23 protein-coding genes are annotated in these 26536 nt (G+C 64.7%); 10 read left to right on the forward strand and 13 right to left on the reverse strand.

Annotated elements, in window-relative coordinates; genetic code table 11:
- The first annotated feature begins 23 nt into the window (after window positions 1–23).
- The 4 genes from ACPPVR_RS20635 to ACPPVR_RS20650 all read left to right on the forward strand — a co-directional run bounded on the left by ACPPVR_RS20635 (window position 24) and on the right by ACPPVR_RS20650 (window position 4801).
- On the forward strand, window positions 24–1703 hold the full coding sequence (locus ACPPVR_RS20635) for a glutamine--tRNA ligase/YqeY domain fusion protein (protein ID WP_426615967.1): 1680 nt from the start codon (window positions 24–26) through the stop codon (window positions 1701–1703).
- Window positions 1704–1714: 11 nt separating this feature from the next.
- The gene (locus ACPPVR_RS20640; RefSeq protein ID WP_426615968.1) at window positions 1715–2101 is read left to right on the forward strand and encodes a YybH family protein; all 387 of its coding nucleotides are present in this window, start codon (window positions 1715–1717) and stop codon (window positions 2099–2101) included.
- 85 nt (window positions 2102–2186) lie between these two features.
- Window positions 2187–2420 carry a DUF2171 domain-containing protein gene (locus tag ACPPVR_RS20645; RefSeq protein WP_007610829.1) on the forward strand — a complete coding sequence of 78 codons (234 nt, stop codon included), beginning with the start codon at window positions 2187–2189 and terminating at the stop codon, window positions 2418–2420.
- A 95-nt stretch (window positions 2421–2515) separates the two neighbouring features.
- Window positions 2516–4801, forward strand: coding sequence for a ComEC/Rec2 family competence protein (locus ACPPVR_RS20650; RefSeq protein ID WP_426615969.1), 2286 nt, complete (start codon window positions 2516–2518; stop codon window positions 4799–4801).
- A gap of 5 nt (window positions 4802–4806) precedes the next feature.
- On the opposite strand, the gene ACPPVR_RS20655 is transcribed toward ACPPVR_RS20650, so the two are convergent.
- The 4 genes from ACPPVR_RS20655 to lexA all read right to left on the reverse strand — a co-directional run bounded on the left by ACPPVR_RS20655 (window position 4807) and on the right by lexA (window position 7684).
- Window positions 4807–5748 carry a GAF domain-containing protein gene (locus ACPPVR_RS20655; protein WP_426615970.1) on the reverse strand — a complete coding sequence of 314 codons (942 nt, stop codon included), beginning with the start codon at window positions 5746–5748 and terminating at the stop codon, window positions 4807–4809.
- Window positions 5749–5971: 223 nt separating this feature from the next.
- Entirely contained in the window at window positions 5972–6406 is a 435-nt protein-coding gene (locus tag ACPPVR_RS20660) for a hypothetical protein (protein ID WP_426615971.1), read from the reverse strand.
- Window positions 6407–6598: 192 nt separating this feature from the next.
- Window positions 6599–6802 carry a hypothetical protein gene (locus tag ACPPVR_RS20665; RefSeq protein ID WP_426615972.1) on the reverse strand — a complete coding sequence of 68 codons (204 nt, stop codon included), beginning with the start codon at window positions 6800–6802 and terminating at the stop codon, window positions 6599–6601.
- A 186-nt stretch (window positions 6803–6988) separates the two neighbouring features.
- Window positions 6989–7684 carry a transcriptional repressor LexA gene (gene lexA, locus ACPPVR_RS20670; protein ID WP_426615973.1) on the reverse strand — a complete coding sequence of 232 codons (696 nt, stop codon included), beginning with the start codon at window positions 7682–7684 and terminating at the stop codon, window positions 6989–6991.
- A 374-nt stretch (window positions 7685–8058) separates the two neighbouring features.
- Between lexA and ACPPVR_RS20675 the strand changes: the two genes are divergently transcribed.
- Window positions 8059–12105 carry an autotransporter outer membrane beta-barrel domain-containing protein gene (locus tag ACPPVR_RS20675; RefSeq protein WP_426615974.1) on the forward strand — a complete coding sequence of 1349 codons (4047 nt, stop codon included), beginning with the start codon at window positions 8059–8061 and terminating at the stop codon, window positions 12103–12105.
- Window positions 12106–12110: 5 nt separating this feature from the next.
- Here ACPPVR_RS20675 and glp read toward each other — a convergent pair whose 3' ends face one another.
- From glp to ACPPVR_RS20695, 4 genes are all read right to left on the reverse strand, one after another.
- Window positions 12111–13322 (reverse strand): gephyrin-like molybdotransferase Glp, encoded by a 1212-nt coding sequence (gene glp / locus ACPPVR_RS20680; protein ID WP_426615975.1) that lies wholly within the window; start codon window positions 13320–13322, stop codon window positions 12111–12113.
- Between the two features lie 230 nt (window positions 13323–13552).
- Window positions 13553–13747, reverse strand: coding sequence for a hypothetical protein (locus ACPPVR_RS20685; protein ID WP_426615976.1), 195 nt, complete (start codon window positions 13745–13747; stop codon window positions 13553–13555).
- 166 nt (window positions 13748–13913) lie between these two features.
- Window positions 13914–14540 (reverse strand): HAD family hydrolase, encoded by a 627-nt coding sequence (locus tag ACPPVR_RS20690; RefSeq protein WP_426615977.1) that lies wholly within the window; start codon window positions 14538–14540, stop codon window positions 13914–13916.
- Between the two features lie 14 nt (window positions 14541–14554).
- On the reverse strand, window positions 14555–15688 hold the full coding sequence (locus tag ACPPVR_RS20695) for an alpha-hydroxy acid oxidase (protein WP_426615978.1): 1134 nt from the start codon (window positions 15686–15688) through the stop codon (window positions 14555–14557).
- Window positions 15689–16020: 332 nt separating this feature from the next.
- Between ACPPVR_RS20695 and ACPPVR_RS20700 the strand changes: the two genes are divergently transcribed.
- Window positions 16021–17358 carry a S41 family peptidase gene (locus ACPPVR_RS20700; protein ID WP_426615979.1) on the forward strand — a complete coding sequence of 446 codons (1338 nt, stop codon included), beginning with the start codon at window positions 16021–16023 and terminating at the stop codon, window positions 17356–17358.
- A 178-nt stretch (window positions 17359–17536) separates the two neighbouring features.
- Here the strand turns inward: ACPPVR_RS20700 and ACPPVR_RS20705 are convergent, their stop codons facing one another.
- Window positions 17537–20257: a bifunctional diguanylate cyclase/phosphodiesterase gene (locus tag ACPPVR_RS20705; protein WP_426615980.1), complete on the reverse strand. Its 2721-nt coding sequence runs from the start codon at window positions 20255–20257 to the stop codon at window positions 17537–17539.
- Between the two features lie 105 nt (window positions 20258–20362).
- Here ACPPVR_RS20705 and ACPPVR_RS20710 point away from each other — a divergent pair, with 105 nt between their 5' ends.
- Window positions 20363–20488, forward strand: coding sequence for a hypothetical protein (locus tag ACPPVR_RS20710; RefSeq protein WP_426615981.1), 126 nt, complete (start codon window positions 20363–20365; stop codon window positions 20486–20488).
- Between the two features lie 96 nt (window positions 20489–20584).
- On the forward strand, window positions 20585–20749 hold the full coding sequence (locus ACPPVR_RS20715; RefSeq protein ID WP_426615982.1) for a Flp family type IVb pilin: 165 nt from the start codon (window positions 20585–20587) through the stop codon (window positions 20747–20749).
- 8 nt (window positions 20750–20757) lie between these two features.
- On the opposite strand, the gene moaC is transcribed toward ACPPVR_RS20715, so the two are convergent.
- Genes moaC through ACPPVR_RS20735 form a run of 4 tightly spaced genes read right to left on the reverse strand, consistent with a single transcriptional unit; the run spans window position 20758 to window position 25028 of the window.
- The gene (gene moaC, locus ACPPVR_RS20720; protein WP_426615983.1) at window positions 20758–21270 is read right to left on the reverse strand and encodes a cyclic pyranopterin monophosphate synthase MoaC; all 513 of its coding nucleotides are present in this window, start codon (window positions 21268–21270) and stop codon (window positions 20758–20760) included.
- 1 nt (window position 21271) lies between these two features.
- A complete protein-coding gene (gene trpC / locus ACPPVR_RS20725) occupies window positions 21272–22093 on the reverse strand; it encodes an indole-3-glycerol phosphate synthase TrpC (RefSeq protein WP_426615984.1) in 822 nt (273 codons plus the stop codon).
- A 7-nt stretch (window positions 22094–22100) separates the two neighbouring features.
- Window positions 22101–23114 carry an anthranilate phosphoribosyltransferase gene (gene trpD / locus ACPPVR_RS20730; RefSeq protein ID WP_426615985.1) on the reverse strand — a complete coding sequence of 338 codons (1014 nt, stop codon included), beginning with the start codon at window positions 23112–23114 and terminating at the stop codon, window positions 22101–22103.
- Window positions 23115–23129: 15 nt separating this feature from the next.
- Window positions 23130–25028 carry a SurA N-terminal domain-containing protein gene (locus ACPPVR_RS20735; RefSeq protein WP_426615986.1) on the reverse strand — a complete coding sequence of 633 codons (1899 nt, stop codon included), beginning with the start codon at window positions 25026–25028 and terminating at the stop codon, window positions 23130–23132.
- A 222-nt stretch (window positions 25029–25250) separates the two neighbouring features.
- Between ACPPVR_RS20735 and tpiA the strand changes: the two genes are divergently transcribed.
- Window positions 25251–26006, forward strand: a complete 756-nt coding sequence (gene tpiA / locus ACPPVR_RS20740) for a triose-phosphate isomerase (RefSeq protein ID WP_426615987.1) — start codon at window positions 25251–25253, stop codon at window positions 26004–26006.
- A gap of 140 nt (window positions 26007–26146) precedes the next feature.
- On the forward strand, window positions 26147–26536 hold the full coding sequence (gene secG / locus ACPPVR_RS20745; RefSeq protein ID WP_426615988.1) for a preprotein translocase subunit SecG: 390 nt from the start codon (window positions 26147–26149) through the stop codon (window positions 26534–26536).

Consider the following 26536-nt stretch of genomic DNA (forward strand, 5'->3'; position numbering starts at 1 on the left):
TGATTTCCCTACAGGATTGCAGGATGAGCACAGAACCGGTGGCGAACGAGGTTGGGCGCGATTTCATTCGCGACATCATCCAGGCCGACCTCGATCAGGCCAAACACAAGGAGATCGTGACCCGGTTCCCGCCGGAGCCGAACGGCTACCTGCATATCGGCCACGCCAAGTCGATAGCGCTCAATTTCGGCATCGCCCAGGAGTTTCCGGGCCGCTGCCATCTGCGCTTCGACGACACCAACCCGGTCAAGGAAGAGCAGGAATATATCGATTCCATCCAGGCCGACGTGCACTGGCTCGGCTTCGACTGGGGCAAGAACCTGTTTTTCGCCTCCGACTATTTCGACCGCCTGTACGAATGGGCGGAGAAGGCGATCCGCGACGGGCTCGCCTATGTCGACGATCAGACCCAGGAGGAGATCCGGCTCGCGCGCGGTACGCTGACGGAGCCCGGCAAGAATTCCCCGTTCCGCGACCGCACGGTCGAGGAGAATCTCGACCTGTTCCGTCGCATGAAGGCCGGCGAATTCCCCAACGGCGCGCGCGTGTTGCGGGCGAAGATCGACATGGCGGCCGGCAACATCAATTTGCGCGATCCCGTGATGTACCGCATCCTGCATGCGCACCATCCCCGGACTGGCGACAAATGGCGCATCTATCCGAGCTATGACTATGCCCACGGCCAGTCGGATGCGATCGAAGGCATCACGCACTCGATCTGCACGCTGGAGTTCGCTGACCATCGGCCGCTCTACGACTGGTTCATCGAGAAGCTGCCGGTGCCGTCGCAGCCGCATCAGTACGAGTTCGCGCGGCTCAACCTGACCTACACGCTGCTGTCGAAGCGCGTGCTGACCCAGCTCGTCCGCGAAGGCCATGTCGCGGGCTGGGACGATCCGCGCATGCCGACCATGGCGGGCATGCGTCGCCGCGGTGTGCCGCCGGCAGCGCTTCGCGAATTCGTCAAGCGCATCGGCGTGGCCAAGGCCAACAGCGTGGTCGACGTCGGCATGCTCGAATTCTGCATCCGCGAGGAGCTCAACCGCACATCGCAGCGGCGGATGGGCGTGCTGAAGCCGCTCAAGGTCGTGATCGAGAATTATCCGGAAGGGCAGGTCGAGGAGCTCGATGCGATCAACCATCCTGACGATCCTTCGGCAGGCACGCGCAAAATCGCGTTCGGTCGCGAGCTCTACATCGAGCAGGACGACTTCATGGAGAACCCGCCGAAAAAGTTCTTCCGCCTGTCGCCGGGCAACGAGGTGCGGCTGCGTTACGCTTATTTCGTCAAGTGCACCGGCGTGATCAAAAACGACGCCGGCGAGGTGGTGGAGCTGCGCTGCACTTACGATCCCGCGACCAAGGGCGGCAACGCGCCCGACGGCCGCAAGGTCAAGGCGACCATGCACTGGCTTTCGGCGGCGACCTCAGTGCCCGCGGAGATCCGCATCTACAATCAGCTGTTCGCCAACCCGAGCCCGGACGCCTCGAACTTCGCCGCCGATATCAATCCACAGTCGCTGGAGATTTTGAAGGACGCCCGGATCGAAGCATCGATCGCCGAGAGCAATTCGACCGAGCCGATGCAGTTCGAGCGGCAGGGCTATTTCGTGCGCGACAAGGACTCGGCGCCGGGCAAGCCGGTGTTTTCGCGGACGATCGGCCTGCGCGACACGTTTGCGAAGGAAGTGGCCAAGGGCTGAGGGGTATGACAATGAGCAACGAAGGCGACGCCATCGCTGCCATCATCATCGCGAAATGGTGCGCCGGCTTCGCGACGCTGGACGCGACCGCGCTGTCGTCGCTCTATGCGAAGAACGCGTTCTTCTTCGGCTCCAACCCAAGACTCTATCGGGGCAGGGACGGCGTCGCCGACTACTTCAACGGCTTGCCGCGATGGCGCAAGCCGACCGCGGTGTTTTCCGAGGTGAGCGCGGCGCAAGCCAGCCCGGACCTGATCAACATGGCCGCGATCGTGTCGTTCGATCTCGCCGGCGAGCGGGCGGAGTTCTCGGTCAAGATGAGCTGGGTCATCCTGCGCGAGGACGGCGACTGGAAGATCGTCAATCACCATGCCTCCTCGCGCGTGCCGCTGATCTGACGGTCCCGCACGGCTTCGTCATACCAACCGAAGCAACGAACTCGCACCTCGCGCGTTGTGTGGGTCCCCAATTGAGGATCCTCCCATGCAGAACATCGCAGAGCATATGGAAGTCATCGGCGCCGATGGCGTCCACATCGGCACCGTCGACAAGGTCGAAGGCAATCGCATCAAGCTGACCAAGAAGGACAGCGGCGAAGGCAGCCACAAGGGCCACCATCACTTCATCGACAAGGGGCTTGTCGCCGATATCGAGGGCAACAAGGTTCGCCTCTCCGCCAAGGCCGATGTCGCCGTGACGATGGAAGAGGAAAAGTAGGGCTTTTCCACCGCCCGTTCCTGATCCGTACTCTATTCGCATCGCTGCACGTTCCGGTAGCCTCCGCAACCGTCACGTATCGCAGGGTGCAGGGAATGGCGGAGCCGGGCCGGCCAGTACGGTCCCAAGGGAGCGTGGGCGGGGGCGCGGGGACTTGGCCTGTCGGCCGGACCGCGTCCGCTGGCGGCTTTGTGCCGGCGGGCTTTGGCCTTTGGCCCTCGCTCGTCGAAACGCTGCGCGAATGGGCACGCGCAGAGGCTGGGGCCGGGCGGCTGTTCCCGTGGGCGCCCATCGCCTTCGGCTGCGGGATCGCGGTCTACTTTGCGGCTGATCATGAGCCGGTACTCTCTGTCGTTGCTGCGGTCGCGCTCACGCTTGGCGCAGTTCTGTTGCGGCGGAGCCGGCTGTTTGCGCCCGCGATCATGATCGCCGCGGTCGTAGCCGGCTTCGCTATGGCGACCTGGAAGACGGCGCGCATCGACCATATCGTGCTGACAAAGCCGCTCTATTCGGTGTCGCTGTCGGGCTTCGTCGAGACGCGTGACATCCGAGAACGCACAGACCGTTTCGTGCTCCGCGTCACCGCGATGGAGACCCCACGCGGCGACATCAAGCTGGAGCGTGTGCGGCTGTCGGTGCGCAAGGGCACAGCCCCCGAGGTCGGCAGCTTCGTGCAGTTGAAGGCCCGGCTGATGCCGCCGCTGTCGCCGCTGCGGCCCGGCAGCTACGATTTCTCCCGCGACATGTTCTTTCAGGGCATCGGCGCTTCCGGTTTTGCAATGGGTGCCATCACGGTGGCGGCGCCGCCGGAGACCGGGGGCATCAGGTTGCGCTACGCCGCGATCATGCAGGGGCTGCGCGATACGATCGATGCGCGCATCCGGGCGACGCTCGACGGCGACAACCGCGCGATCGCGACCGCGCTGCTCACGGGCCGGCGCGATGCCATCACCACGCCCGTCAACGACGCGATGTTCATCTCGGGTCTCGGCCATGTTCTCTCAATCTCCGGTTATCACATGGCGGTCGTCGCCGGCGTCGTCTTTTTTGCGGTGCGCGCGCTGCTGGCTCTGATCCCGGGATTGGCGGGCGGTTTCCCCATCAAGAAATGGTCGGCGGCCGCGGCGCTGTTTGCTGCTGCGTTTTATCTGTTGCTGTCCGGCGCGGAAGTGGCCACGCAACGATCGTTCTTCATGACCGCGGTGGTGCTGATCGCGGTCATGGTCGACCGCCGCGCCATCACGTTCCGCACGCTGGCCGTGGCCGCGCTGATCGTGCTTGCGGTTGCACCGGAAGCGCTGGTGCACCCGAGTTTTCAGATGTCGTTCGCGGCAACGCTGGGGCTGGTGGCGCTGGTGCAGATCGGCATGCCGAACCTGTTTGCGTCGCCCGATCATTCGGCGACCGCGCGGATCGCGATGTGGGGCGGGCGCGAGATCGCGATGCTGTTCATGGCCTCGATGATCGCGGGGCTGGCGACCACGCCCTATGCCGCCTTCCACTTTCACCGTGTCACGCCGTTCGGCGTGCTCGCCAATCTCGGGGCGATGCCGGTGGTCTCAGCGCTGGTGATGCCCGCGGGATTGTTGGGGTTGCTCGCAGCGCCCTTTGGGCTCGACCGCGTGTTCTGGTGGCTGATGGGGATCGGCATCGACTGGATGGTTGCGGTGTCGCGCTGGGTGGCAGCGCTGCCCGGCGCGGTCGGCCACGTCGGCGCCTTCGGCACCGCGCCGCTGATCGCAGCGAGCCTCGGGCTCATCCTGATGGGCTTGTTGCGGACGCCCTTGCGCTGGTCGGGCGCGCTGGTGCTGTTCGTTGCGATCCTTTGGGGTTTATCTGTCCGGCAACCCGACATTCTCATCGCGGGTGACGGCCAGAGCATTGCGGTGAGGGGCAGCGACGGGCAGCTGCATCTGATCAGGACGAACAAGGACAGCTTTATGCTCAAGGAGTGGCTGGCGGCCGACGCCGATCCGCGCGATGCCGGGAGCGGCTCCCTCGCTAGCGACGTGTCGTGCGATGATTCAGGCTGCGTGACGCCGCTTGCCGACGGCCGCCTGGTCGCGCTGGCGCTGCACATCGACGCGCTGGCCGATGATTGCAGCCGCGCCGCGCTGGTGGTGACCGCAAGGCCTGCGCCGCCCGACTGCGCGGCCATGGTGGTCGATCGGCCGCGTCTCGTGAGCCTCGGCGCGCTGGCGCTGACGCGGCGTGGCGACGGTTTTGCGGTTCAGGCGGTGAGGGCCAGGGGCGCCGATCGTCCCTGGTCACCGGCTACCGCCGGTGCTGGAGATTTCGACGGAAGCCTTGCACCGAAGACGGCCGCGCCGCGCAGCAAGGACGCAACGCCGGCGGAGGCCGATCAGCAGGCCGAGGATTGAGCTAGCTAAAGATACCAGGCCAGCATCGCTTCGAGCCTGGCGTTGCCGATCACCGGCAGGACCACCATCCGGCTCAGCCCGGCTGCGCGCGCCTCCACGGCCGCGATCGAGCCGTCATGCGCGAGGTCGTCGTTGAGTGCGGGCATGCCGGTGGCCCAGGCGCCGCCGATGCTGCCTTCGCCGCGCGGAATGGATTTGGTCCCATAGAGCGCGGCGAGGTCGGTCTGCGCGCTGCAATCGCCGGCGCGAAACACCAGAGCCGAACGGGCCTCGTTCGGAACCCAGATCTCGAAGCGGCGTGCTATCGGGGTTGCCTGCGCCGAGAGGAATGTCAGGACCCAGGTGTGGTCGGTGCCGATGCGGTAGGGAACGCCGACGCCGAGATTGATCCCGACCTTGGCAGCGTCTTCCCAGCGCAGAAAGCTCTTGGCGTCATGCAAATCCTTGATGATCAGCGGCAGGCCCGCTTTCCAGGTGCGTCCGGGCAGGCCGAAACCGCGTGGGAATTTGGTGTGACGCGAGTTGAACTCGAACATCTCGGCGCTGCCATAATAGCCGTCGACCAGCCCCATCTCGTGCGAGACATCGAGGTCGTTATGCCATAGCTCGACCGCGCCGACATGGGCGTCGTCGTCGCCGCAGAACAGCACCATGACGGCTTGCAGGAATTCGCCGGCAAACACCGGCACCGCCACACCGCAGGTGAGGCCGGCCTCGACGGCCTGGTCGGTGCGCTTGAAATAGGAGTTGGCGAATTCGGTGAGGATCACGGGATGGCGGCTCGCCCAGGCCTTGCCGGGAAGCCCCTCGTCATATCCGAAGCGCAGATCTTCGCTCACGGCCTTGAAGGCGGACAGGCCCTCGCTGTAAAGGCCGCCGCCAAACTCCAGCCGCATGCGGGTCCGGTCAGGCACCCAGAGTTCAACGACGCGAAGGAAGGTTTTCATCGAACGTGTCCGCCGCCTCAAGTCGGAAACAGCATCGGCCATTTGCTTGCGGAACGGACGTTCAAAATTCAGGCAGGGCAGCGCAAACTTCGTGCGACGTGCAGGTGCGGTGGGCTGATCTCTCTCGGTCGGATGCGAGGTGCAAGCAACTCCATACCGCCGGCCGCGGCCGGCGATGGACATTTCAATCCTGGCTCCGACCTGGCGGCCGGGGATGGCGGTGTCAACCAATCGGCAGGCGGGTGATGGTCGGCTGCCTGTCGGCGACGATCTGCGGCTTGTGCTCGCGCTCGCCGACTTGTTGGGTCACCGGCAATTGCAGCACGGTCGCACGCTGGCCTTCGACGAGCTGTGTCACCAACACGTATTTGCCATCGGGGAATTCGATCGCGTCATGATGGCGATCGGGAATGTGCGGATCGATCTTGCCGAACTTGCCGACGCGCGAGTTGATGGTGCGCGTCCAGATCCAGCGATTGTCGTAGCGGACACTGTCGGCGAAGGCGAGCTCCGTTCCCGGCAGCAGGCAGACCGCGACGGACATGTCGGCTTCGGAGGCAAAGCCGCGCGTCGAGGTACCGCGGAAGGTTGTCGTGACGATCGTCTCGCCGACTTCTGCGGGGCGCGTCGCGACGGCGTGCAGGCTGTAGTCACACATCAGGGTGCTCCTCATTCGAGATAGCAACCCGCGCCTCTTCTGAGGCACAGGCCCCTATCAGAGTGGAAGCCTGCAAACGTCTGCTGGGTTGTGGGCAAATCTGCGGCTTGGGTCCGTAGGCTGCCATCACAATATTTTTTTCAAATGCGCGAGGAACAAATCCCGCCTTCGTGCATTCTGGGAGCTTCGACGTTAGCGGCCGGCAGGTGCCGACCAACCCGAATATTGCCAGGCTGGCTGCGCCGGCTCGACCGCGTTGCGGGCATTGCGGAATTGCTCGCCGGTGGTTGCCTGCGCTGCCTTGCGGACGTGGTACTGCGACTGCGCGGCGAAGGCTTGCGACGCTGATGCTGCGATCAGCGCCATCGTGACTGTGCTCAGAATGATCTTGCGCACATTTGTCTCCTCGGTCTCTCAAAGGCCTGCGAAGCAATGCGTGCTTCTTTGCGGCGTACCGAAGATCTAGCGCGGGAGGGGTGGCCGGATAATCTGTGCAAAACCAGAAGGACTATCCAGCCGGAGCGGACAATCGTCCGCTCCAATCGTTAGCGCGCGGTCGCCAATCGGCGGCGCGCAGAAGACTCAGTACTTTCGGTACAGCCCGATCAGCTTGCCCTGAATCTTCACCCGGTTGGGCGGCAGGATGCGGACCTCATAGGAGGCGTTGGCGGGCTCGAGCGCGATCGAGGCGCCACGGCGGCGGAAGCGCTTGAGCGTTGCTTCCTCGTCGTCGATCAGGGCCACCACGATATCGCCGGTGTCGGCGCTCTCGTTGCGCTGGATCAGGGCCATGTCGCCGTCGAGGATGCCGGCCTCGACCATGGAATCGCCGCGCACTTCGAGCGCGTAGTGTTCGCCCGAGCCGAGCATGTCCGGCGGTACGCTGATGGTGTGGCTGCGGGTCTGCAACGCCTCGATCGGCGTGCCGGCCGCGATCCGGCCCATCACCGGCACCGCAACAGGGCGCTCGCCTTCGTCCGCGGACGCGCTGGAGCGGACCTTGCCGAGATTGCCCTCGATGACGCTGGGCGTAAAGCCGCGGCGGCTGCCGGCGGCGGCCTGGAGCTCGGGCAGCTTGATCACCTCGATGGCGCGGGCGCGATTGGGCAGGCGCCGGATGAAGCCGCGTTCCTCGAGCGCGGTGATCAGGCGATGGATGCCCGATTTCGAGCGCAGATCGAGCGCGTCCTTCATCTCGTCGAAGGAGGGCGGCACGCCGCTTTCCTTTAGACGTTCGCTGATGAACCGCAGAAGCTCGTATTGTTTGCGCGTTAACATCTCGACCAAAATCCCCCGGTTGATGTCGTTCGATTCCGAGACGCTGAATTCAGCAATAAGCCGCTACATGCTCGAAACAAATCATGAACGGACACTATATGTTCGATATGTGTTCCGCAACCCCTTAATTTACCGTGAACATGACGACGTTCGCCGGTTCGCGTAAATCGCCGATGCAGGGAATGCGCCTGGTTATTGTGCTCGTTCGACGGTTTGTTGCCGATCAGGCACAAGCGATAAGTTTGCGCCCGACGCGCGACGGTTTTGGATGCTTTGCGCATTGTGATGATTCGCTCGGCTCCTAAGATGAGCGGCCCTGAAATCGAATCGAACAAACGGGCGGGCGCGGCGAGTTGTAGCCGCGGGTGGGGCTGATGATCGGGGAATGTCTCTGCGCGCGGCAGCCGGCGGTGTTGCTCGCGGCGGCGGGATCGGCTGTGCTGTTCGTCGCCAGTATCCTTGCGACCGCGCCAGCCTTGGCTGCTTGTGCGACGTCGGGCACCGATCCGGTCTCGGTGACCTGCGCGGCTGATACCACGACGACGAACACAACCAACAACAGTACGGGCATCGCCACGGTCGCCCGGATTCAGTCGTTCAACGCCGACCTGATCGGGCAAGTCGGCAGCGGCGTTACGATCGATGGCTTTGGCCTTGATCTCGTGACGACCAAAGCCAGTGGCGGGATCAATTTCACCAACGCCGGTACGGTCACGACCGGGCAAAACGTGAATGCGTTGCAGCTCGTTGGCAACGGCGGCGCGGTCACGTATGGCGGCGTGGGTACGGTGACAGCCACCGGCGCAGGCAGCGGCCTGCAACTCGGCAATACCGGCTCGGGATCGATAACCGCAACTGTCGGCGGCGCGGTCACGGCATCGAATGGTTCGGCCATTTCAGCGGTCGGCGTCGACGGCGCGGTCACGGTCAATGTGCGGGGTGCGATCAGCGCCACGCAAGGCGGTGTCCTTGCGTCCACCAGTGGCATTGGCGACGTCACGGTGACCACGACGGCGGCCGGCACGATCGAATCGTCCCATATCGGCGGCATCATTGCGCAGTCGTCTGGCGGGGGCGGCAATGTCGTTGTGACCACAGCGGGGGTAATCGGCGGCATCACCCCGATCTTCGGCCCGGCGATCGAGGCAACCATCGCCAACCCCGCCAGCACCGGCATCATCGACGTCACCGTCAACGCCAATGTGTTCTCGTCGGGACAGGCCGTCGTCGCCCTGGGCAGTGGCGGTTCGGTGATGGTGACCGGCACCGGCGCGATCACCGGCGGACTCGCCGGCATCCACGCCAGTCAGGACAACACCGTGTCTGCGGCCAACGCCGGCGTTCATGTCGGCGGTTCCGGCGACACCGCCGCGACGGCGGTGGGTGGAACGGCAATCTTCGCGCAGATCCAGGGCAGCGCCAATAGCGGCAACGTGCTGGTCGACCGCACCGGCAACGTCTCGGGCGGCAACAACGGCATCATCGCTCAAACTCTCGGTAGCGGCAATGTCACGGTGACCGGCGTCGGCAACGTCGTTGCCGGTACCGGCACTGGCATTACAGCGTCGAGCAGCGGTGGCAACGGCAACGTCGTCGTTGCTCCGACCGGCAACGTATCCGGTGCCGTCGGCATCGACGTCTCGGCCGCCGGGACCGGCGCGGTGACGGTGACATCCGCCGCTGTGACGGGAACCAACGGCATTGCGATCCACGCGGTCGGTGTCGACGGCGCGGTCACGGTCAATGTGCGGGGTGCGATCAGCGCCACGCAAGGCGGTGTCCTCGCGTCCACCAGTGGCATTGGCGACGTCACGGTGACCACGACGGCGGCCGGCACGATTGAATCATCCCATATCGGCGGCATCATTGCGCAGTCATCTGGCGGGGGCGGCAATGTCGTTGTGACCACAGCGGGGGTAATCGGCGGCATCACCCCGATCTTCGGCCCGGCGATCGAGGCAACCATCGCCAACCCTGCCAGCACCGGCATCATCGACGTCACCGTCAACGCCAATGTGTTCTCGTCGGGACAGGCCGTCGTCGCCCTGGGCAGTGGCGGTTCGGTGATGGTGACCGGCACCGGCGCGATCACCGGCGGACTCGCCGGCATCCACGCCAGTCAGGACAACACCGTGTCTGCGGCCAACGCCGGCGTTCATGTCGGCGGTTCCGGCGACACCGCCGCGACGGCGGTGGGTGGAACGGCAATCTTCGCGCAGATCCAGGGCAGCGCCAATAGCGGCAACGTGCTGGTCGACCGCACCGGCAACGTCTCGGGCGGCAACAACGGCATCATCGCTCAAACTCTCGGTAGCGGCAATGTCACGGTGACCGGCGTCGGCAACGTCGTTGCCGGTACCGGCACTGGCATTACCGCGTCGAGCAGCGGTGGCAACGGCAACATCGTCGTTGCTCCGACCGGCAGCGTGTCCGGCGTCATCGGCATCCATGTTTCGGCGGCCGGGACCGGCTTCTCCACGGTGACCGTCTCCAATACCGTCACGGGAACCGGCGGCACCGCGATCCAGTTCGACGGCGCCAACAATATCCTGACGCTGATTTCGGGCTACGCCGTCAACGGCAACGTGCTCGGAACGGGCAGCGATCGACTTCAGCTCGGCGGCGCCGCCAACGCGACCTTCGATGCCAGCGCAATCGGACCGCAATATCAGGGATTCTCAAACCTCGATAAAGTCGGCGGCTCGGACTGGACGCTGGTCGGCACCAGCACTTTCGCAGGGCCGGTCAACGTCAACGCGGGGACGCTCAGCGTCAACGGCTCGATCGTATCCGCCTCGCTGCTCACGGTGAATGCCGGCGGCACACTCGGCGGCAACGGCCTTGTCGGCAATACGTTCATCAACGGCGGCACGCTTGCCCCGGGCAATTCCATCGGAACGTTGACGGTGCAAGGCAGTCTCGCGTTTACCGCCGCTGCAAGCTACATGGTCGAAGTATCGCAAACGACGTCCGACCGAACCAACGTGACCGGGCTGGCGACCCTGGCGGGCACTGTACGCGTGACCTCACCAACGAATTCATACACCTTCGGCCAATCCTATACGATCCTGATCTCAGCCGGGTTGAACGGGACACAGTTTGATTCCCTGGTGACGCCTTCCGGAATCGCGGGCTCGCTGATCTATTCGGGCGGCAACGTGCTGCTAAATCTCTCGTCAGCGCTCGGTCAGATTCCCGGGCTTAATATCAATCAGCGGGCGGCGGCCAACGGGCTCGATGCAGGCTTCAACGCGCGGGGCAATGGCTCCGGTCCGCTCGGCGCGATATTCGCCGGTAACGTTCCGCAAAATCTCACCCAGGCCTCCGGCGAGCTCGCGAGCGGATCCCAGCAGGCGACGTTCGATGCCATGGGCCAGTTCATGGGGCTGCTGACGGACCCGTTCATCGCAGGGCGTGGCGACAGTGCTGCTCAGGCGCCAGCCAATTCGTCGTCGTTTGTGGCGGAGGACGCTGCAAACGCTTACGCCGCTGCGGGCGGTAAGCGCGCGGCCGCCGAGCGCGAGGCATATCGGCAGGTCACCAAGGCCGTTCCGCGAAATGATCTGCTGGATCCGCGCTGGAGCATCTGGGCTGCCGGCTTCGGAGGCTCGCAATCGACCGATGGCAATTTGACGCTTGGGTCGAGCGCCGTCACGAGCCGGGTGTTCGGTACGGCCGCAGGAGCTGATTATCTGCTTTCGCCGCGCACGATCGCAGGTTTCGCGCTCGCCGGCGGCGGCACCAATTTCAGCCTGGCCAATGGCCTGGGAGGCGGGCGCTCAGACCTGTTCCAGGCCGGTGTTTTCGTACGGCATACAGCGGCGGCGGCCTATGTGACGGGCGCGCTGGCCTATGGTTGGCAGGATATCACCACTGATCGCACCGTGACCATCGCGTGCGCCGATCTGCTTCGCGCGCGCTTCAATGCCAACGCGATTTCGGGCCGCCTCGAAAGCGGTTATCGTTTGATCTCGCCATGGACGGGTTGGCGGATCACGCCCTATGCCGCCGGACAGTTCACCACCATTATTCTGCCGGCCTATGCCGAGCACGTGCTCGCCGGCACCAATGCGTTCGCGCTGGCCTATGGCGCCAAGGACGCGACGGCCGCGCGCAGCGAACTGGGACTGCGCGGCGACAAGTCGTTCGCCATGACCGATGCGAACCTCACCTTGCGCGGACGGCTGGCTTGGGCGCACAATTTCAACATCGAACGGTCGATCGGGGCCACTTTCCAGACATTACCCGGCGCCAGCTTCGTGGTGAATGGCGCGCAGCAAGCCAGTGATGCCGCGCTGACCAGCGTTTCGGCCGAATGGAAATGGCGCAATGGCTGGTCGGCTGCTGCCAGCTTCGAAGGCGAATTCTCCGACGTGACCCGGTCTTATGCCGGCAGGGGCGCCGTCAGGTACGCTTGGTGACGAGCCTAGAGCGGTAGCCGAAGCACGTCGCAAGACATGCCTGCCTCGGCTTTCGGCGCGAACGGCGCGCGCACGAGAAGTGCCTGTGCCGCAGCGAGATTCGCAAGCAGCGAGGAGTCCTGATGGTTCACGGGATGGGCGATGAGCGCGCCGTCATCGCGCACCTCAAGCCGCGCGCGAAGATAATCCTCGCGCTGGTCATTGGCGCCGACGTCGCGGCCGAGCAGGGCGCGCTCGCGACGATGATGAATCACTTCGCGTCCCGACAGCGCGCGAATCAGCGGCACCATGAACAGGAACCCGCACACGTAGGATGACACGGGATTGCCGGGCAGGCCGATCACGCGCATCGCGCCGAGGCGCCCGTTCATCATCGGCTTGCCCGGCCGCATCGCGATCTTCCAGAACGCCATCGAGATGCCCTCGGCGTTGAGCGCGGGCTGGACCAGATCGTGGTCGCCGACCGAGGCGCCGCCCGTCGTGATCAGGATGTCGGCGCCGCTCTCGCGCGCACGGCGGATGCCGGCCGTGGTGGCCTCCAGCGTATCTGCGGCAACGCCGAGGTCGATGGTATCGGCACCCTCGCGGCGCGCGAGCGCATGCAGGGCATAGCCGTTGGAATAGACGATCTGGCCATGGGCGGGCGTGGTGCCCGGCATCACCAGCTCGTCGCCGGTCGCGAGAATTGCGACCTTCGGACGGCGGCGGACGGCGAGCTGTGGGTGGTTCATGCCTGCTGCGAGCGCGAGGTCGCGCTCGGTCAGCCGCGCACCCTTGCGCAGCAGCACGTCGCCCTCGGAGAAGTCGATGCCGGCGGGGCGGATGTGCCGCCCGGTGATGGCGGCCTCCTTGATCGTGATGCGCCTGCCGTCTGCGACCGTGTCCTCCTGGATCACGACCGCGTCGGCGCCATTGGGAACGACGCCGCCGGTGAAGATCCGCACCGCTTCGCCGGCGCCGACAGTTCCGGCAAACGGACGGCCCGCCGCGACCTCACCGGTCACGGTGAGCTGGGAATCGATCTTCGCCGCATCGCTCGCGCGCACGGCATAGCCGTCCATCGCCGACATCGCCTGCGGCGGCTGGGTCCGCCGCGAAGCGACGTCGCGCGCGAGCACGCGATGGAAGGCCTCGTCAAGCGAGACCGATTCCTCAGGCAGCGGCTCCGCGCCGGCCAGCACCGCGGCAAGCGCGTCAGAAACCGGCATTAAGGCCACGGGCGACAACTCCTGCTCAGCGCGTTCGGTCGAGGTTCCGTGAGTCTTCTAGCCGAGCGGGGGCGGAGAGGCAAAACAACGGTGCAGCGGGATGATCCATCCCGCTGCGCACTCTGTATCGAGAGGCAGGGTTTCAGCTCCGGCGCGGCATGCTCCGAAGGACGAGGCAGACCGGGACGACCGTGACGCGGGCAACGATGAGAACAACGAGCGCCGCGGCCAGCATCGGGTTAGCCGCCCGAGCCTTCGCGCGGACTGACATCGGGCGCCCTGGGGCCCTGATCCCTGTCGGGCATCGGATCGGCTTGCGATTTCAGGTCGGCGGCCTTGCTGATCAGTTTTGCGGAAAGCTCAGAATCCGAGGTGGTTCTGGCGAATTTCATCAGCAGCGAGGCCTGCTTGGTGAGGTAGGTTTTGCCCAACACGATGATACGTCCGTTCGTAGAATTCCCAACGGACTCAAGAGTCCGGAAGCAGGCCTTCCGTTCCCGGAACTCTGTACAAAAATGCACAAAGTGTTTTGGTTCCTCATTCCGAGCCAAATTAGTTCCCGGGAACCGCCGCGCGTAGCACCAGTCAAAGTGTTTGCGGTCAGATCCCCAGCGCCTTCAGTGCGTTGCCGACATCGCGGGGCGAGGTCACATGCACGGCGGTTAGACCCCGTGCCCGCGCGCCTTCGACATTTACGGCGAGGTCATCGAAGAACACAATGCGGTTGGCCGGCACGCCGATCGCGGCCACGACATGGTCGAAGGCTTCGGCATCCGGTTTGCGCAGGCCGATGCTGGAGGACAAATACAGCTCGCGGAAATGGCCGAGCAAATGAGCATATTCCTTCGAAAAATGATCGACATGCGGCCGGTTGGTGTTGGAGAAGACGTAGAGCGGCATCTGCTTCGCCGCGCGCGGCAACAAATCCGCGATGTCGGGCATCTGGCCGGCGAAGATCGCGTTCCAGCCTTCGAGGAACTGCGCATCCGAAATGCCGATCCCGAGCGACGAACGCAGCGATGCGAAATAGTCCTCGTCGCTGATCTTGCCGACCTCGTGCAGCCGATAGGCTTCGCTGTCGCGCACGTAGCGCGCGACAATGGCGTCGGGCTTGCAGCCGGCATGTCCCGCCCAGCAGGCGATCGCCTTGGAGAAATCGATATCGAGCACGACGCGCCCGAGATCGAACAGAAGCGCATCCGCAGCTCCGGGAGAGAGCGATGTCATTGCATCCTTTCAGGTCAGTACCGATACGGCTCGTGGTCGAACAGCGGGAACGCGCTGAATACGCTGGGCGCATTGGTGGCGGTCGCCGCGTGCAGGCATGACTTGTTGACCTCGGCGAACGAGGTGGCGCCGAGCAGGCCGAGGCAGCGCAGCACCTCGTCCTCGAGCAACTCGAGCATCCGCGCGACGCCGGCTTCTCCGGCCGCCGCCAAGGCCCAGCATTGCAGCCGGCCGATGCCGACGAGGTCGGCGCCCGCCGCGATCGCCTTGACGATGTCGGTGCCGCGGCAGATGCCGCCATCGACCATGATCTTGGCGCGGCCTTTCACGGCCTCGACGATCTCGGGCAGCACATGCATGGCGCCGCGGCCGTGATCGAGCTGGCGGCCGCCATGGTTGGAGACGTAGATCCAATCGACCCCGTGATCGACGGCGATCTGCGCATCCTCCGCAGTGGCGATGCCCTTGAGGATTAGCGGGATTTTGAACTTGTCCTTGACCATCTTCACGGTCCGCCACTCCAGGCCCTTCTGGTAGTCGCCGCCGGTGGCGCGCAAGCGGCTCTCGCGAACGTAACGCTTGGCAATGTCACGCTCGCGACGGCTGTAATGGGCGGTATCGACGGTCAGGCAGAAGGCGGCGTAGCCGTTTTTCTCGGTCCGGCTGACGACGTCGGCGACGAAGGCATCGTCGCCGCGGACATAGAGCTGATAGAGCCGCAGTGCATCGGGCGCGGCTTCGGCGGTCTTTTCCAGGCCCGGCTCGGACACCGAGCTGAGCATATGCGCCGCCCCGAAGGTGCCGCAGGCGCGCGCCACGCTGGCGGCGCCGTCCGGGTCGAAGATTTCCAGAGCGCCAACAGGGGCGATTACGACCGGCAGGCGCATCTTGCGGCCGAAATGCTCGACCGAGCCGTCGACCTTGCGCACGTCGCGCAGCACACGCGGCCGGAATGCGATCTCGTCCAGCGCCATGCGGTTGCGGCGCATCGTGGTCTCGGTCTCGGCGGCGCCGACGATATAGTCCCAGGCGTTCTGGTTGAGGTTGGAGCGCGCCTTCCGGATGAATTCGTGCAGGTTCTGGAACGGCTCGTTGCTGGCGCCGAGCTCGACGTTCCTGTTCGGCTGGATCCGGGGTGCTTCGTTCATTGTTATCCTCCCGAGAATTTGAAGTCTTATGTCATCGACTATCCCGTCCGGTCCTCCCAAACCATCCTAAAATCGCATAGCTGCGAGGCGTGGGCCGGCCGACCGATTCCCGCTTGGCGCGAGGTGGTTTCCGAACGTTGCCAAAAGTTTAGGCCACGGCGAAGGGATTTTTGTAATGTACCCGCCGGCGTGGCATCCCGGCCTTGAAGAAACCGGAATGATATTGTGAGAACCGGGCTGGATCGCCATTTGCATGGCGGCTCCCAAGCCCGAAAAGAACTGCCCAAAAGACCCGTCCAAGAGAACCGCGAAGCAAAAAGGCCAACCATTCCATGCGGAAAACCCTGCTGTTCCCCCTGGGCGCGCTCACCGGAGCATGCTTCACCCTCCTCGTATCCGGTCCGCACGGCGGACTATGGGCGGCACGGGCGGCAGCGAGCGTGGATGATGCCTATTCGCAGCTCAATTTGTTCGGAGAAGTCTTCGAGCGGGTGAAGGCGAGCTATGTCGAGAAGCCGGACAATTCCAAGCTGATCGAAGGCGCGATCACGGGCATGGTGACATCGCTCGATCCGCATTCGCGTTACATGAACGACAAGGCCTGGACCGAGATGCAGGAGACCACCTCCGGCGAGTTCGGCGGGCTCGGCATCGAGGTCACGATGGAGGACGGCCTGGTCAAGGTCGTCTCGCCGATCGACGACACGCCCGCATCCAAGGCCGGCATCATGTCCGGCGACCTCATCAGCAAGATCGATGGCGACGCCGTTCAGGGCATGACGCTCGAGCAGGCCGTCAACAAGATGAAGGGCCCGGTCGACACCCAGACCAAGCTCACCATCGTGCGCAAGGGCGCGGACGCGCCGCTCGATGTCGCAATCAAGCGCGAGATCATCCATGTCCGCCCCGTGCGCTTCCACGTCGAGAACGGCGACATCGGCTATATCCGCATCACCTCGTTCAACGAGCAGACCACCGATGGCCTGAAGAAGGCGATTGCGTCGATCACCAAGGACATCCCGCAGGAGAAGCTCGCCGGCTATGTCGTCGACCTCCGCAACAATCCCGGCGGGCTGCTCGACCAGGCGGTGTCGGTGTCCAGCGCGTTCCTCCAGCGCGGCGAGGTCGTCTCGACCCGCGGCCGCAATCCGGAAGAGACCCAGCGTTTCACCGCCCATGGCGGCGACCTCATCAAGGGCAAGCCGCTGGTGGTGCTGATCAACGGCGGCTCGGCCTCGGCGTCCGAGATCGTCGGCGGCGCGCTGCATGATCACAAGCGGGCCACGATCATCGGCACGCGTTCGTTCGGCAAGGGCTCGGTGCAGACCATCATTCCGCTCGGCGCCGGCAACGGCGCGCTGGCGTTGACCACGGCGCGCTACTACACGCCGTCGGGCCGCTCGATCCAGGCCCAGGGCATCGCGCCCGACATCGAGGTTCTCCAGGATGTGCCGGCCGAGCTGAAGGGCCGCGTCGACACCATGGCGGAGTCCCAGATGCGCGGCCATCTGCAGGCCGCCGACGGCACCGAGCAGACCGGATCGCAGTCCTATGTCCCGCCAGACGAGAAGGACGACAAGGCGCTGCACACCGCCTACGACTTCCTGCACGGCGTCACCGTCAATGCGGCGGCCGCTAAGCCGGCGCCGAAGACGACGGTGCCGAACTAGCTGATCAAGGATGCGTTAGGGTGGGCAAAGGAGCGTAAGCGACGTGCCCACCGCTTCTGCATGCCCGTCGAGACGAGAGGTGGGCACGCTTCCGCCTTCGCTTTTCCAGCTATGGCGGACAAGTCGCTTTGCCCACCTTACGAATTCCCGCGCCCCGGTAAGCGGGTGAAGGCTGGATCTAGCCTGCCTCGCGGCGGAGGCTCTCGCTGCAGTCGCGCCGGGCGAGGCGGCTGCGATGGAGCGCGAATAGCTCCAGCATTTTATCGGCCGGCTTTGCCGCGCTGAACAGATAGCCTTGCATCTCGGAGCAGCCGAGCGCACGCAGCAGGCGCTGCTGCTCCTCGGTCTCGACGCCTTCGGCCGTCGTGGCCATGCGGCGGGCGCTGGCGAGGTTGACCACGGCCTGCACGATGCTGGCGGAGCCGTCGGGACCCGCGATGTCGTTGACGAAACAGCGGTCGATCTTGATCTTGTCGAACGGGAAGCGGTGCAAATAGCTCAGCGACGAATAGCCGGTGCCGAAATCGTCGAGCGCGATGCGCACGCCGATGGCGCGGAGCTGGTGCAGGATCGCCAGCGCAGTGTCGTCGTCGCGGATCAGCACCGCCTCGGTGATCTCGAGCTCGAGCCGGCTCGCCGGCAAATTGGAGGCGGCCAGGGCCGCCATGATCTTCAGCGCCAGCGTGCCGCTCTTGAACTGTACCGGCGAGACGTTGACGGCGAGGCGGATGTCGTCGGGCCAGTTCGCAGCATCACGGCAGGCGGTCGCCAGCACCCACTCGCCGATCTCGTTGATCAGGCCGGTGTCCTCGGCGATCGGGATGAATTCGGCGGGCGAGACCATGCCGCGCTCGGGATGGCGCCAGCGCACCAGCGCCTCGCAGCCGGTGATGCGGTCGTCCTTCAAGCTGAGGCACGGCTGGTAGTAGACCTCGAGGCCGCCATGGGCGATGGCGTGGCGCAAATCGATCTCGAGCTGCCTTCGCGCGCGAACCTTGGCGTCCATCTCCGGTTCGAAGAAACGATAGGTGCGGCGTCCGGCGGCCTTGGCGGCGTACATCGCCATATCCGCGTTCTTCAGGATCTGGTCCAGCGCGATGCCGTGTCCCGGTGCGAGCGCAATGCCGATGCTGGCGTCGGTGGTGAGATGATGGCCCATGCAGTCGAACGGCGCACGGATCGCCGCGAAGACCTGTGCAACGAGGTCGTTGACCTGCTCTGCGGACGTCACTGCGCTCTGCACGATCGCGAATTCGTCGCCGCCAAGGCGTGCCACGAAATCATTCGGACCCGCGCAACGGCTGAGGCTTGCGGCAACCGATTTCAACAGCTCGTCGCCGACGAGATGGCCGAGCGCGTCGTTGACGCCCTTGAACTCGTCGATGTCGATATAATGCACCGCAAGTTCTTCGCTGTCGACGATGGAGGCCAGCTCCTGGCGAAGATGTTCGTGGAACATGGTGCGGTTGGGCAGGTCGGTCAGCGCGTCATAATGAGCGAGGTGAGTGATACGTTCTTCGGTGCGGCGGCGCTCGGTGATGTCCTCATGCGTCGCCACCCAGCCGCCATCGCCGAGAGGTTCGTTGACGATCTGGATTGAGCGGCCGTCGCCGGTGTCGACGACCATGGAGTTGCGCACGTGAATGTCGCGCAGCACGCGCGCGACGTATTGGTCCACGTCGCCGGTGTATGAGCCCGTGGCCTTGCGGTGCGCGATGATGTCGCGGAAGCTGTAGCCGGGCTTCACGATGTCGGCAGACAGCCCGTACATCTCGATGTAGCGCTGGTTGCAGACCACGAGCCGCTGCGACGCGTCGAACAACAGCAGGCCCTGGGTCATGTTGTTGACGGCGCGGTCGAGGCGCTGCTTTTCCAGCGTCAGCCGCTCGCGCGAGAGGCGGTGCTGCTCCAGGAGCTTGCGCACGATCGCGATCAGCACGCCTGCAATCGCGAGCGCGGAGGCGCCTGCGACCGAAATCAGGATGCCGATCTGCTCACGCCAGTCTGCGAGCGCCGCGGCGCGCGTCGTTGTCGCCATCATCAGGATCGGGAAGTGAGGCAGGGCGCGCGCGGAGATCAGCCGGTCGTCGCCGTCAACTGGACTGATGAAGCGCCCGGCGAAATGGTCGAGCCCGAAGACCCGCTGCTGCTCGAACGGGCCGGTCTTGAAATTCCGCCCCATCAGTTCGCTCGAATGCGGATAGCGGGCGAGCAGGGTACCGTCCCGATGCAGCATCGAGATCGTGGCGCCTTCGCCGAGCACCACGGTCTCGAAGAATTTCTCGAAATTGGCGGGCTCGATGCCGCGCCCGATCACCCCCATGAACTCGCCGTTCGGCGCGACGATCTTACGCACGATCAGGATGGTCCAGGCGCCGGAAATGCGGCTGTATACCGGCTCGATCAACACGTCAGGCGCATAGGGGTCGTACCGGAAGGTCCGGAAATAGGCACGGTCGGAGAGATTGACCTTCGGCACCGGCCACGCCGTCGACGAATTGATCAGATTGCCGTCGGCATCGATGATATTGACGCCGCCCATGTAGGGCAGCGCCTCGATCTTCGAGCGCAACATACGATGGACGTTTTCGCCGGAGAGCCGGTTGCGATAGTCCTCGGCGCTCGTGATTCCGCTCGCGCGCACGTGGTCGACGAAATCCTTCTGGATGACGGCGAAATCCTGCAATTGCTGATCGAAATGATGGGCGAGCAGCAGCACGGTGTTTTCCAGCTCGCGGCCAGAGTTGCGCAGCGCGCGCTCGCGGAAATTCTGCGCCATCAAGGTCGCGCCGACGGCGATTGCCGCGATCAGCAGCGTGCCGCCCACTACCAGCCAGCGAATCGGTCCGCTGCGCGCGAAGGCCTGGTCAAAGAGGCGACTGCCGTATCTCGTCATCATGTCGATCTTGCCGTGCACACGTCAGGGTCAATTCTTGTCCCCATAACATCCGTTGGTTTACGGGAACGACGTGGAGGTGACGTTAGGAAGCGCGGTTAATGCGACATGAACCGCAACGCAAAAATGCAATCGATGCGCACGACGACAGGCGTGCAGGATTTGCCGCACGGTCCCGCGATGCCGGTCAGTTCTGCCGGTCGTCGCGACATCAACCGGAGCTTAACCATTTAAGGTGTTGAGGATCCTTGATGCCGCATTGGCGCACGAATTGCAGGCAAGTCCGGCAAAGACAAACAAGTCTGGCAAAGACGCAGAGAGGATACGATCATGAAAATGACTTTGAAGAATTTCCTCGCGGACGAATCCGGCGCGACCGCGATCGAATACGGGCTGATCGCGGCCGGCATCGCGCTCGCCATCATCACCGTCGTGAACGGCATGGGCAGCAAGCTCAATACGAAATTCGGATCGATCAGCTCGTCGCTGAAGTAACGGCGCGATCAGGCGCGGTAGTGGCCGGACTTGCCGCCCAGCTTTTCGATGAGCTGAATGCCCTCGATGCGCACGCCGCGCTCTACCGCCTTGATCATGTCGTAGATGGTGAGGCAAGTGACGGAGACCGCCGTCAGCGCCTCCATCTCGACGCCGGTCGGTCCCGTCACCTTCACGCTGGCGCGGACCACACAGCCCGGCAGTTTTGCGTCGGGCTCGATATCGACCGTGACCTTCGACAGCGCGAGTGGATGACAGAGCGGTATCAGCTCGGAAGTGCGCTTGGCCGCCATGATGCCGGCGATGCGCGCGGTGCCGAGCACGTCGCCCTTCTTGGCGTTGCCCGAGACGATCAGATCGAGCGTCGCCTTGCTCATGACGACGCGCCCCTCCGCGACGGCGAGCCGCTCGGTCGCGGGTTTGTCGGAGACGTCGACCATCCGTGCCTCGCCGGAGGCCCCAATATGGGTGAGGGCAGGGCTCGCTTTTGCGGACTTGGTCTTGGACGGCTTGCGCGGCATGTCAGCGCGTGCCCGTCGCGCGCGCATTTGTCTCGCGTGTAAGCAGCGTGCGCGTGGCGGCGGTGACATCGGCCTGCCGCATCAGGCTCTCACCGACCAGGAAGGTCGACATGCCGACGCGCTCGAGCCGGGTGAGGTCCGCGGGCGTGAAGATGCCGCTCTCGCCGACCATCAGCCGTTCGGCAGGGAGCAGCGGTGCCAGCGTCTCGCTGGTTGCAAGCGTGGTCTCGAAGGTACGCAAATTGCGGTTGTTGACCCCGATCATCGGCGAGCGCAGCTTCAGCGCGCGATCGAGCTCGGCGCGGTCGTGGATCTCGATCAGCACGTCCATGCCATAAGCAAGCGCGGCGTCTTCAAGGTCCCTGGCCGTGGCATCATCGAGCGCGGCCATGATGATGAGGATGCAGTCGGCGCCATGCGCGCGCGCCTCGGCCACCTGGTAGATGTCAAACAGAAAATCCTTGCGCAGCACCGGCAGCGACGTGGCCGCGCGCGCCGCCACCATGAAGTCGAGATGGCCCTGGAACGAGGGCGTGTCCGTCAGCACCGACAGACAGGCCGCGCCGCCCGCTTCATAGGCCTTGGCGAGCTGCGGTGGATCGAAATCCGCGCGGATCAATCCCTTCGATGGCGAGGCCTTCTTGACCTCGGCGATCAGCGCGTAGTCGCCTTTGGCGTGCTTGGCTTTGATCGCGCGCACGAAGCCGCGCGCCGGGCCTTGCGCCTTGGCCTTCGCCTCGACTGCCGACAGCGGCTGCGCGCGCTTGGCGGCGGCGATCTCCTCGCGCTTGTAGGCTTCGATCTTGGTCAGGATGTCGGACATGCGAAGCTCAGCTGTTCGAGACCGCGATCAAATGTTTCAGCCGCGCGCCTGCTGCGCCGCTGTCGAGCGATTTTGCGCCGATCGCGACCCCTTCCTTGAGGTCCTTGGCGTGTCCGGCCACGATCAGCGCGGCGGCGGCGTTCATCAGCGCGACGTCGCGATAGGGGCTCGGCTTGCCGTCCAGCACGCTTTGCAGCGCAATCGCGTTGGCGTCGGCGTCGCCGCCCTTGAGCGCACCGGGCTCGCAGCGCGACAGGCCGGCGTCCTCCGGCGTCACCTCGAAATTCCTGATCTCGCCGTGGTGGAGCGCCGAGACGAAGGTCGGGCCGGTGAGGGTGATCTCGTCGAGGCCATCGGAGCCGTGCACGACCCAGGCGGATTCCGAGCCGAGGTTTTTCAGCACCTGCGCCAGCGGCTGCACCCATTGCCGCGAGAACACGCCGACCATCTGCCGCTTCACGCCGGCCGGGTTGGACAACGGTCCGAGCAGGTTGAAGATCGTGCGGGTGGCAAGCTCGACCCGGGTCGGGCCGACGTTCTTCATGGCGGGGTGATGGGCGGGCGCGAACATGAAGCCGATGCCGCATTCGCGCACGCAGCGGCCGACCTGCTCGGGCTTGAGATCGATCTTCACGCCGAGAGAGGCCAGCACGTCGGCCGCGCCCGAGCGCGACGACAGTGCGCGGTTGCCGTGCTTGGCCACCGGCAGGCCTGTGCCCGCGACGATGAAGGAGGCGCAAGTCGAGACGTTGACCGAGCCGGAGCCGTCGCCGCCGGTGCCGACGATATCGACGGCGTTCGCGGGCGCGTCGACTGTCAGCATCTTGGAGCGCATTGCCGAGACCGCGCCGGTGATCTCGTCCACGGTCTCACCGCGCACCCGCAGCGCCATCAACAGGCCGCCCATCTGCGAGGGCGTGGCCTCGCCCGACATCACGGCGTCGAAGGCGGACGCCGCTTCATCACGCGACAGGCTGGCGCCAGTCGCCACTTTTCCAATGATCGATTTCAGGTCGTCCATCGCGTGCTTTCAAACTTACTGATTCGCGCCCGTCACCTGCGCGAAGGCGGCCTGATTAATGGTGGTCCCGATGTCGGCTTCGAGCTTGCTGACGTAGGAGGCGACCTGCTCGTCAGTCAGCGCCCGGTCGATGCTGTCCTTCAGCTTCTTGATGGCATCGGAGGCAGGGTCGATCGCGGGATCGATGATGTCGGTAACGCGGAAGACGATGACTTCGCTGCCGCCGGTCACGGGCGTCTGTCCGACGCCGTCCTTGGCCGTGCGGAAAGCGGCCGCAACCACGTTCGCGGGCACGCCGGCCGGTGAATCGTCGCGCTTGAAGCCGCTGGCGGTCTGGACCGTGGCGCCGACGGCAGCCGCTTCGTCAGCGAGCTTGCCGCCCTGTTCGAGCTTCTGCACCATCTCGGTCGCCTTGGTCTTGAGCTTGGCGGCGATCTGGTCCTGGCGCCAGCGCGCCTCGACCTGGTCGCGAACCTCGTCGAGATTACGGTCTCGCGACGGCGTGGTCGCGAGAACGTCGTACCAGACATAACCGCCGCGGAACGAGATCGGGTCGTTGTCGACGCCGACGTCGCTGTTGAAAGCCTGCGACACCACGTCGAGGCCCTGCGGAATGTTGGCAACGGGTTGTCCGTCCGGCGCGCGGCCGGAGCGGTCGACGGCGTCGACGGTCACGGCTGCGAGACCAAGCTTCTGCGCCGCATCGACCACGCTGGTGCCGGCGCCACGCTCGTCCTCCATCTTGTCGCGCAGCTCCGCGACCTTGATGCGCGCGCGTTCGGTGGCGATCTCGCGCTTGATGTCGCCGGCGAGGCTGGCGTAGTTCGCCTCGACACCTGGCTCGATCTTGTCGACCTTGACGATCGCAGTGCCGAGACGGCCCTGGATCGGCTGGCTAATCTCGCCCGCGGGAAGTGCGAAGACGGCATCGCCGGTCGCCGGATCGAGCGAAGACTTGGTCACGAGGCCAAGATCAACGTCGGAGGCACTCAGTCCGCGCTCCTTGCCGAGATCCTCGAACGACAGGCCGCCGGCAAGGCGCTCGCGCGCGGCCTGCGCCTCGGCGGCGTCGGGGAACACGATCTGGTGGATCTGGCGCTTCTCCGGCGTGCCGAGCTGGTTCTTGCGCTGGTCGAACAGCTTTTTCGCGTCATCGTCGGAGACCTGGGTCCACTTGCCGATCTCCTCCGGCGAGATCACGACGAAGGCGATCTTGCGATATTCAGGCGCACGGAACTGGACCTTGTGATCCTCGAAATAGGCGGCAAGCGCCTCGGGCGAGGGCGGGTCGATGGTGCCTGCCTGCGCAGCGTCGAGCCTGACGAACTCGATGGCGCGCTGCTCATTCTGGAAGCGCGTCAGTACGTCGAGCATGGCCTTCGGCGGCTCGAGGCCGGCGCCGATCGTGCCGGTGATCTGCCGGCGCAGCGACACTTTGCGCTGATCGGCGACATAGCGCTGCTCGGTGTAGCCGAAATTGCGGATCACGGCCTGGAAGCGGTTCGCATCGAAATTGCCGCCGACACCCTTGAAGTTCGGGTCGTTCATGATGAGCTGGCGGATCTGGTCGTCGGACTGGCCGAGCCCGAGCCGGCGCGCCTCCTCGTCGAGGGCTGCTTCCGCAATGGTCTGCTGGAGCACCTGGCGGTCGAGGCCGAAGGCACGCGCCTGGTCGGGCGTGAGCGGACGGCCGAACTGGCGGCTGATCTGTTGGAGGCGGTCAGTGTAGATCTGGCGGAATTCGTTCAGCGAAATCTCGGTGTGGCCGACCTTGGCCACCGTGGACTGCCCGAAGCCCTTGAAGATGTCGGCGATACCCCAGACGCCGAAGCTGATGATCAATACGCCCATCACCACGGCCATAATGGTCTTGCCGACCCAGTTTGATGAGGCCTTGCGCATTCCTCGAAGCATTTGGTCCAACTTGTTTGGCAGGAGGGGAACGGGAGCGCGTCTTAATGCAGATTCCGCAAGAGCGCGTCACCAAATTGATATGCCATCATAAAGTGGCGGCTTCCCCCCCGCAACCTCAGGTCCGGCCGGTACCTGGTCCTGCGGTTAAAAGCCCATGGTCTCTGGAACTGCCGCGGCAGCTCTGCTAGCGCATGCACAAACCTCATTTTGCTGGAAATTGACATGACCGACGCCATCCGACCGCTGATCGCCGGCAATTGGAAAATGAACGGCCTGAAAGGCTCGACTGCCGAATTCGACGCCATGCTCAATGGGGCGGCAGAGGTGGCCGGCAAGGCCGATCTCCTGGTCTGCCCGCCGGCGACCCTGATTGCGGCCTTCACTGAGAAGGCGCGGGGCAAGGCGGTCGGAGTGGGGGCTCAGGATTGCCATCCCAAGGCTTCAGGAGCCCACACCGGCGATATCGCGGCTGAAATGCTGGCCGATGCCGGCGCCAGCGCCATCATTGTCGGCCATTCCGAGCGCCGCGCCGACCATGACGAGAGCGACGCCCTGGTGAAGCAGAAGGCCGAGGCCGCCTGGCGGGCGGGGGTGGTCGCGATCGTCTGCATCGGCGAGACCCAGAGCCAGCGCGATGCCGGGCAGACCCTGGACATCCTGCGCGGCCAGCTCGATGGCTCGCTCCCGGGCGGCTCCACCGCTGCCAATCTGGTCGTGGCCTATGAGCCGGTCTGGGCGATCGGCACAGGTCTCACCCCCACGACCAAGGATGTTGAGCAGATTCATGGCTTTATCCGGGAACTCCTGACCTCCCGTTTCAAGGCGGATGGGGCCAAAATGCGAATCCTCTACGGCGGCTCGGTCAAGCCTTCGAATGCGGCCGAGCTGATGGCGGTCAAGAACGTCAACGGTGCCCTGGTCGGCGGCGCCAGCCTGAAAGCGGCCGATTTCCTTGCGATTGCCAAGGGCTACGCCTAGCTAAACTCGGGGCGCGATCGGGGCCGATCGGGGGTGGCAATGCCGTTTCCGATCGTGTAACACCGCGCAACTTCAGGAAAACCCGCGAAGCGCGATCGGCTGCCGGTACCGGCGCTGTCGGCTTGTGACGGAAGGATACTATGCAGACTGTTGTCATCGTCATCCACCTCATGATCGTTGCCATCATGATCGGTGCCGTCCTGCTTCAGAAATCGGAAGGCGGCGGCCTCGGCATGGGCGGAGGCGCGGGCTTCATGTCGAGCCGCGGCACCGCGAATCTGTTGTCGCGCACGACCGCGGTCCTGGCCGCGGGCTTCTTTCTGACCAGCCTGTTCCTGTCCTGGTACGCTGGCTACAATCGTGCGCCCTCGTCGATCATCGGCGCGCCGGCGTCGCAGAGCCAGCCGGCTGGCGGCGGCCCGATCGCGCCACCGACCTCGGGCGGCATCCTGGATTCGCTGAAGAAGGCGGATGAGCAGCAGCAGGCTCCGGCAGCGCCCAGCGGCCCGCAGGTGCCACGCTCGCAATAA

The sequence above is a fragment of the Bradyrhizobium sp. McL0616 genome (assembly GCF_049993385.1).
GTDB lineage: Bacteria > Pseudomonadota > Alphaproteobacteria > Rhizobiales > Xanthobacteraceae > Bradyrhizobium.

What these genes read in the sequence shown, in the direction of transcription:
- trpC (WP_426615984.1), bottom strand. Translation starts at nt 22,093, where the DNA reads ATGTCCGACATCCTGACCAAGATCGAAGCCTACAAGCGCGAGGAGATC.
- ACPPVR_RS20710 (WP_426615981.1), top strand. Translation starts at nt 20,363, where the DNA reads ATGAACCGCAACGCAAAAATGCAATCGATGCGCACGACGACAGGCGTG.
- ACPPVR_RS20635 (WP_426615967.1), top strand. Translation starts at nt 24, where the DNA reads ATGAGCACAGAACCGGTGGCGAACGAGGTTGGGCGCGATTTCATTCGC.
- ACPPVR_RS20655 (WP_426615970.1), bottom strand. Translation starts at nt 5,748, where the DNA reads ATGAAAACCTTCCTTCGCGTCGTTGAACTCTGGGTGCCTGACCGGACC.
- ACPPVR_RS20645 (WP_007610829.1), top strand. Translation starts at nt 2,187, where the DNA reads ATGCAGAACATCGCAGAGCATATGGAAGTCATCGGCGCCGATGGCGTC.
- moaC (WP_426615983.1), bottom strand. Translation starts at nt 21,270, where the DNA reads ATGCCGCGCAAGCCGTCCAAGACCAAGTCCGCAAAAGCGAGCCCTGCC.
- ACPPVR_RS20705 (WP_426615980.1), bottom strand. Translation starts at nt 20,257, where the DNA reads ATGATGACGAGATACGGCAGTCGCCTCTTTGACCAGGCCTTCGCGCGC.
- ACPPVR_RS20735 (WP_426615986.1), bottom strand. Translation starts at nt 25,028, where the DNA reads ATGCTTCGAGGAATGCGCAAGGCCTCATCAAACTGGGTCGGCAAGACC.
- secG (WP_426615988.1), top strand. Translation starts at nt 26,147, where the DNA reads ATGCAGACTGTTGTCATCGTCATCCACCTCATGATCGTTGCCATCATG.
- ACPPVR_RS20715 (WP_426615982.1), top strand. Translation starts at nt 20,585, where the DNA reads ATGAAAATGACTTTGAAGAATTTCCTCGCGGACGAATCCGGCGCGACC.
- ACPPVR_RS20695 (WP_426615978.1), bottom strand. Translation starts at nt 15,688, where the DNA reads ATGAACGAAGCACCCCGGATCCAGCCGAACAGGAACGTCGAGCTCGGC.
- lexA (WP_426615973.1), bottom strand. Translation starts at nt 7,684, where the DNA reads ATGTTAACGCGCAAACAATACGAGCTTCTGCGGTTCATCAGCGAACGT.
- ACPPVR_RS20690 (WP_426615977.1), bottom strand. Translation starts at nt 14,540, where the DNA reads ATGACATCGCTCTCTCCCGGAGCTGCGGATGCGCTTCTGTTCGATCTC.
- trpD (WP_426615985.1), bottom strand. Translation starts at nt 23,114, where the DNA reads ATGGACGACCTGAAATCGATCATTGGAAAAGTGGCGACTGGCGCCAGC.
- ACPPVR_RS20700 (WP_426615979.1), top strand. Translation starts at nt 16,021, where the DNA reads ATGCGGAAAACCCTGCTGTTCCCCCTGGGCGCGCTCACCGGAGCATGC.
- ACPPVR_RS20640 (WP_426615968.1), top strand. Translation starts at nt 1,715, where the DNA reads ATGAGCAACGAAGGCGACGCCATCGCTGCCATCATCATCGCGAAATGG.
- tpiA (WP_426615987.1), top strand. Translation starts at nt 25,251, where the DNA reads ATGACCGACGCCATCCGACCGCTGATCGCCGGCAATTGGAAAATGAAC.
- ACPPVR_RS20675 (WP_426615974.1), top strand. Translation starts at nt 8,059, where the DNA reads ATGATCGGGGAATGTCTCTGCGCGCGGCAGCCGGCGGTGTTGCTCGCG.
- ACPPVR_RS20650 (WP_426615969.1), top strand. Translation starts at nt 2,516, where the DNA reads ATGGCGGAGCCGGGCCGGCCAGTACGGTCCCAAGGGAGCGTGGGCGGG.
- ACPPVR_RS20660 (WP_426615971.1), bottom strand. Translation starts at nt 6,406, where the DNA reads ATGTGTGACTACAGCCTGCACGCCGTCGCGACGCGCCCCGCAGAAGTC.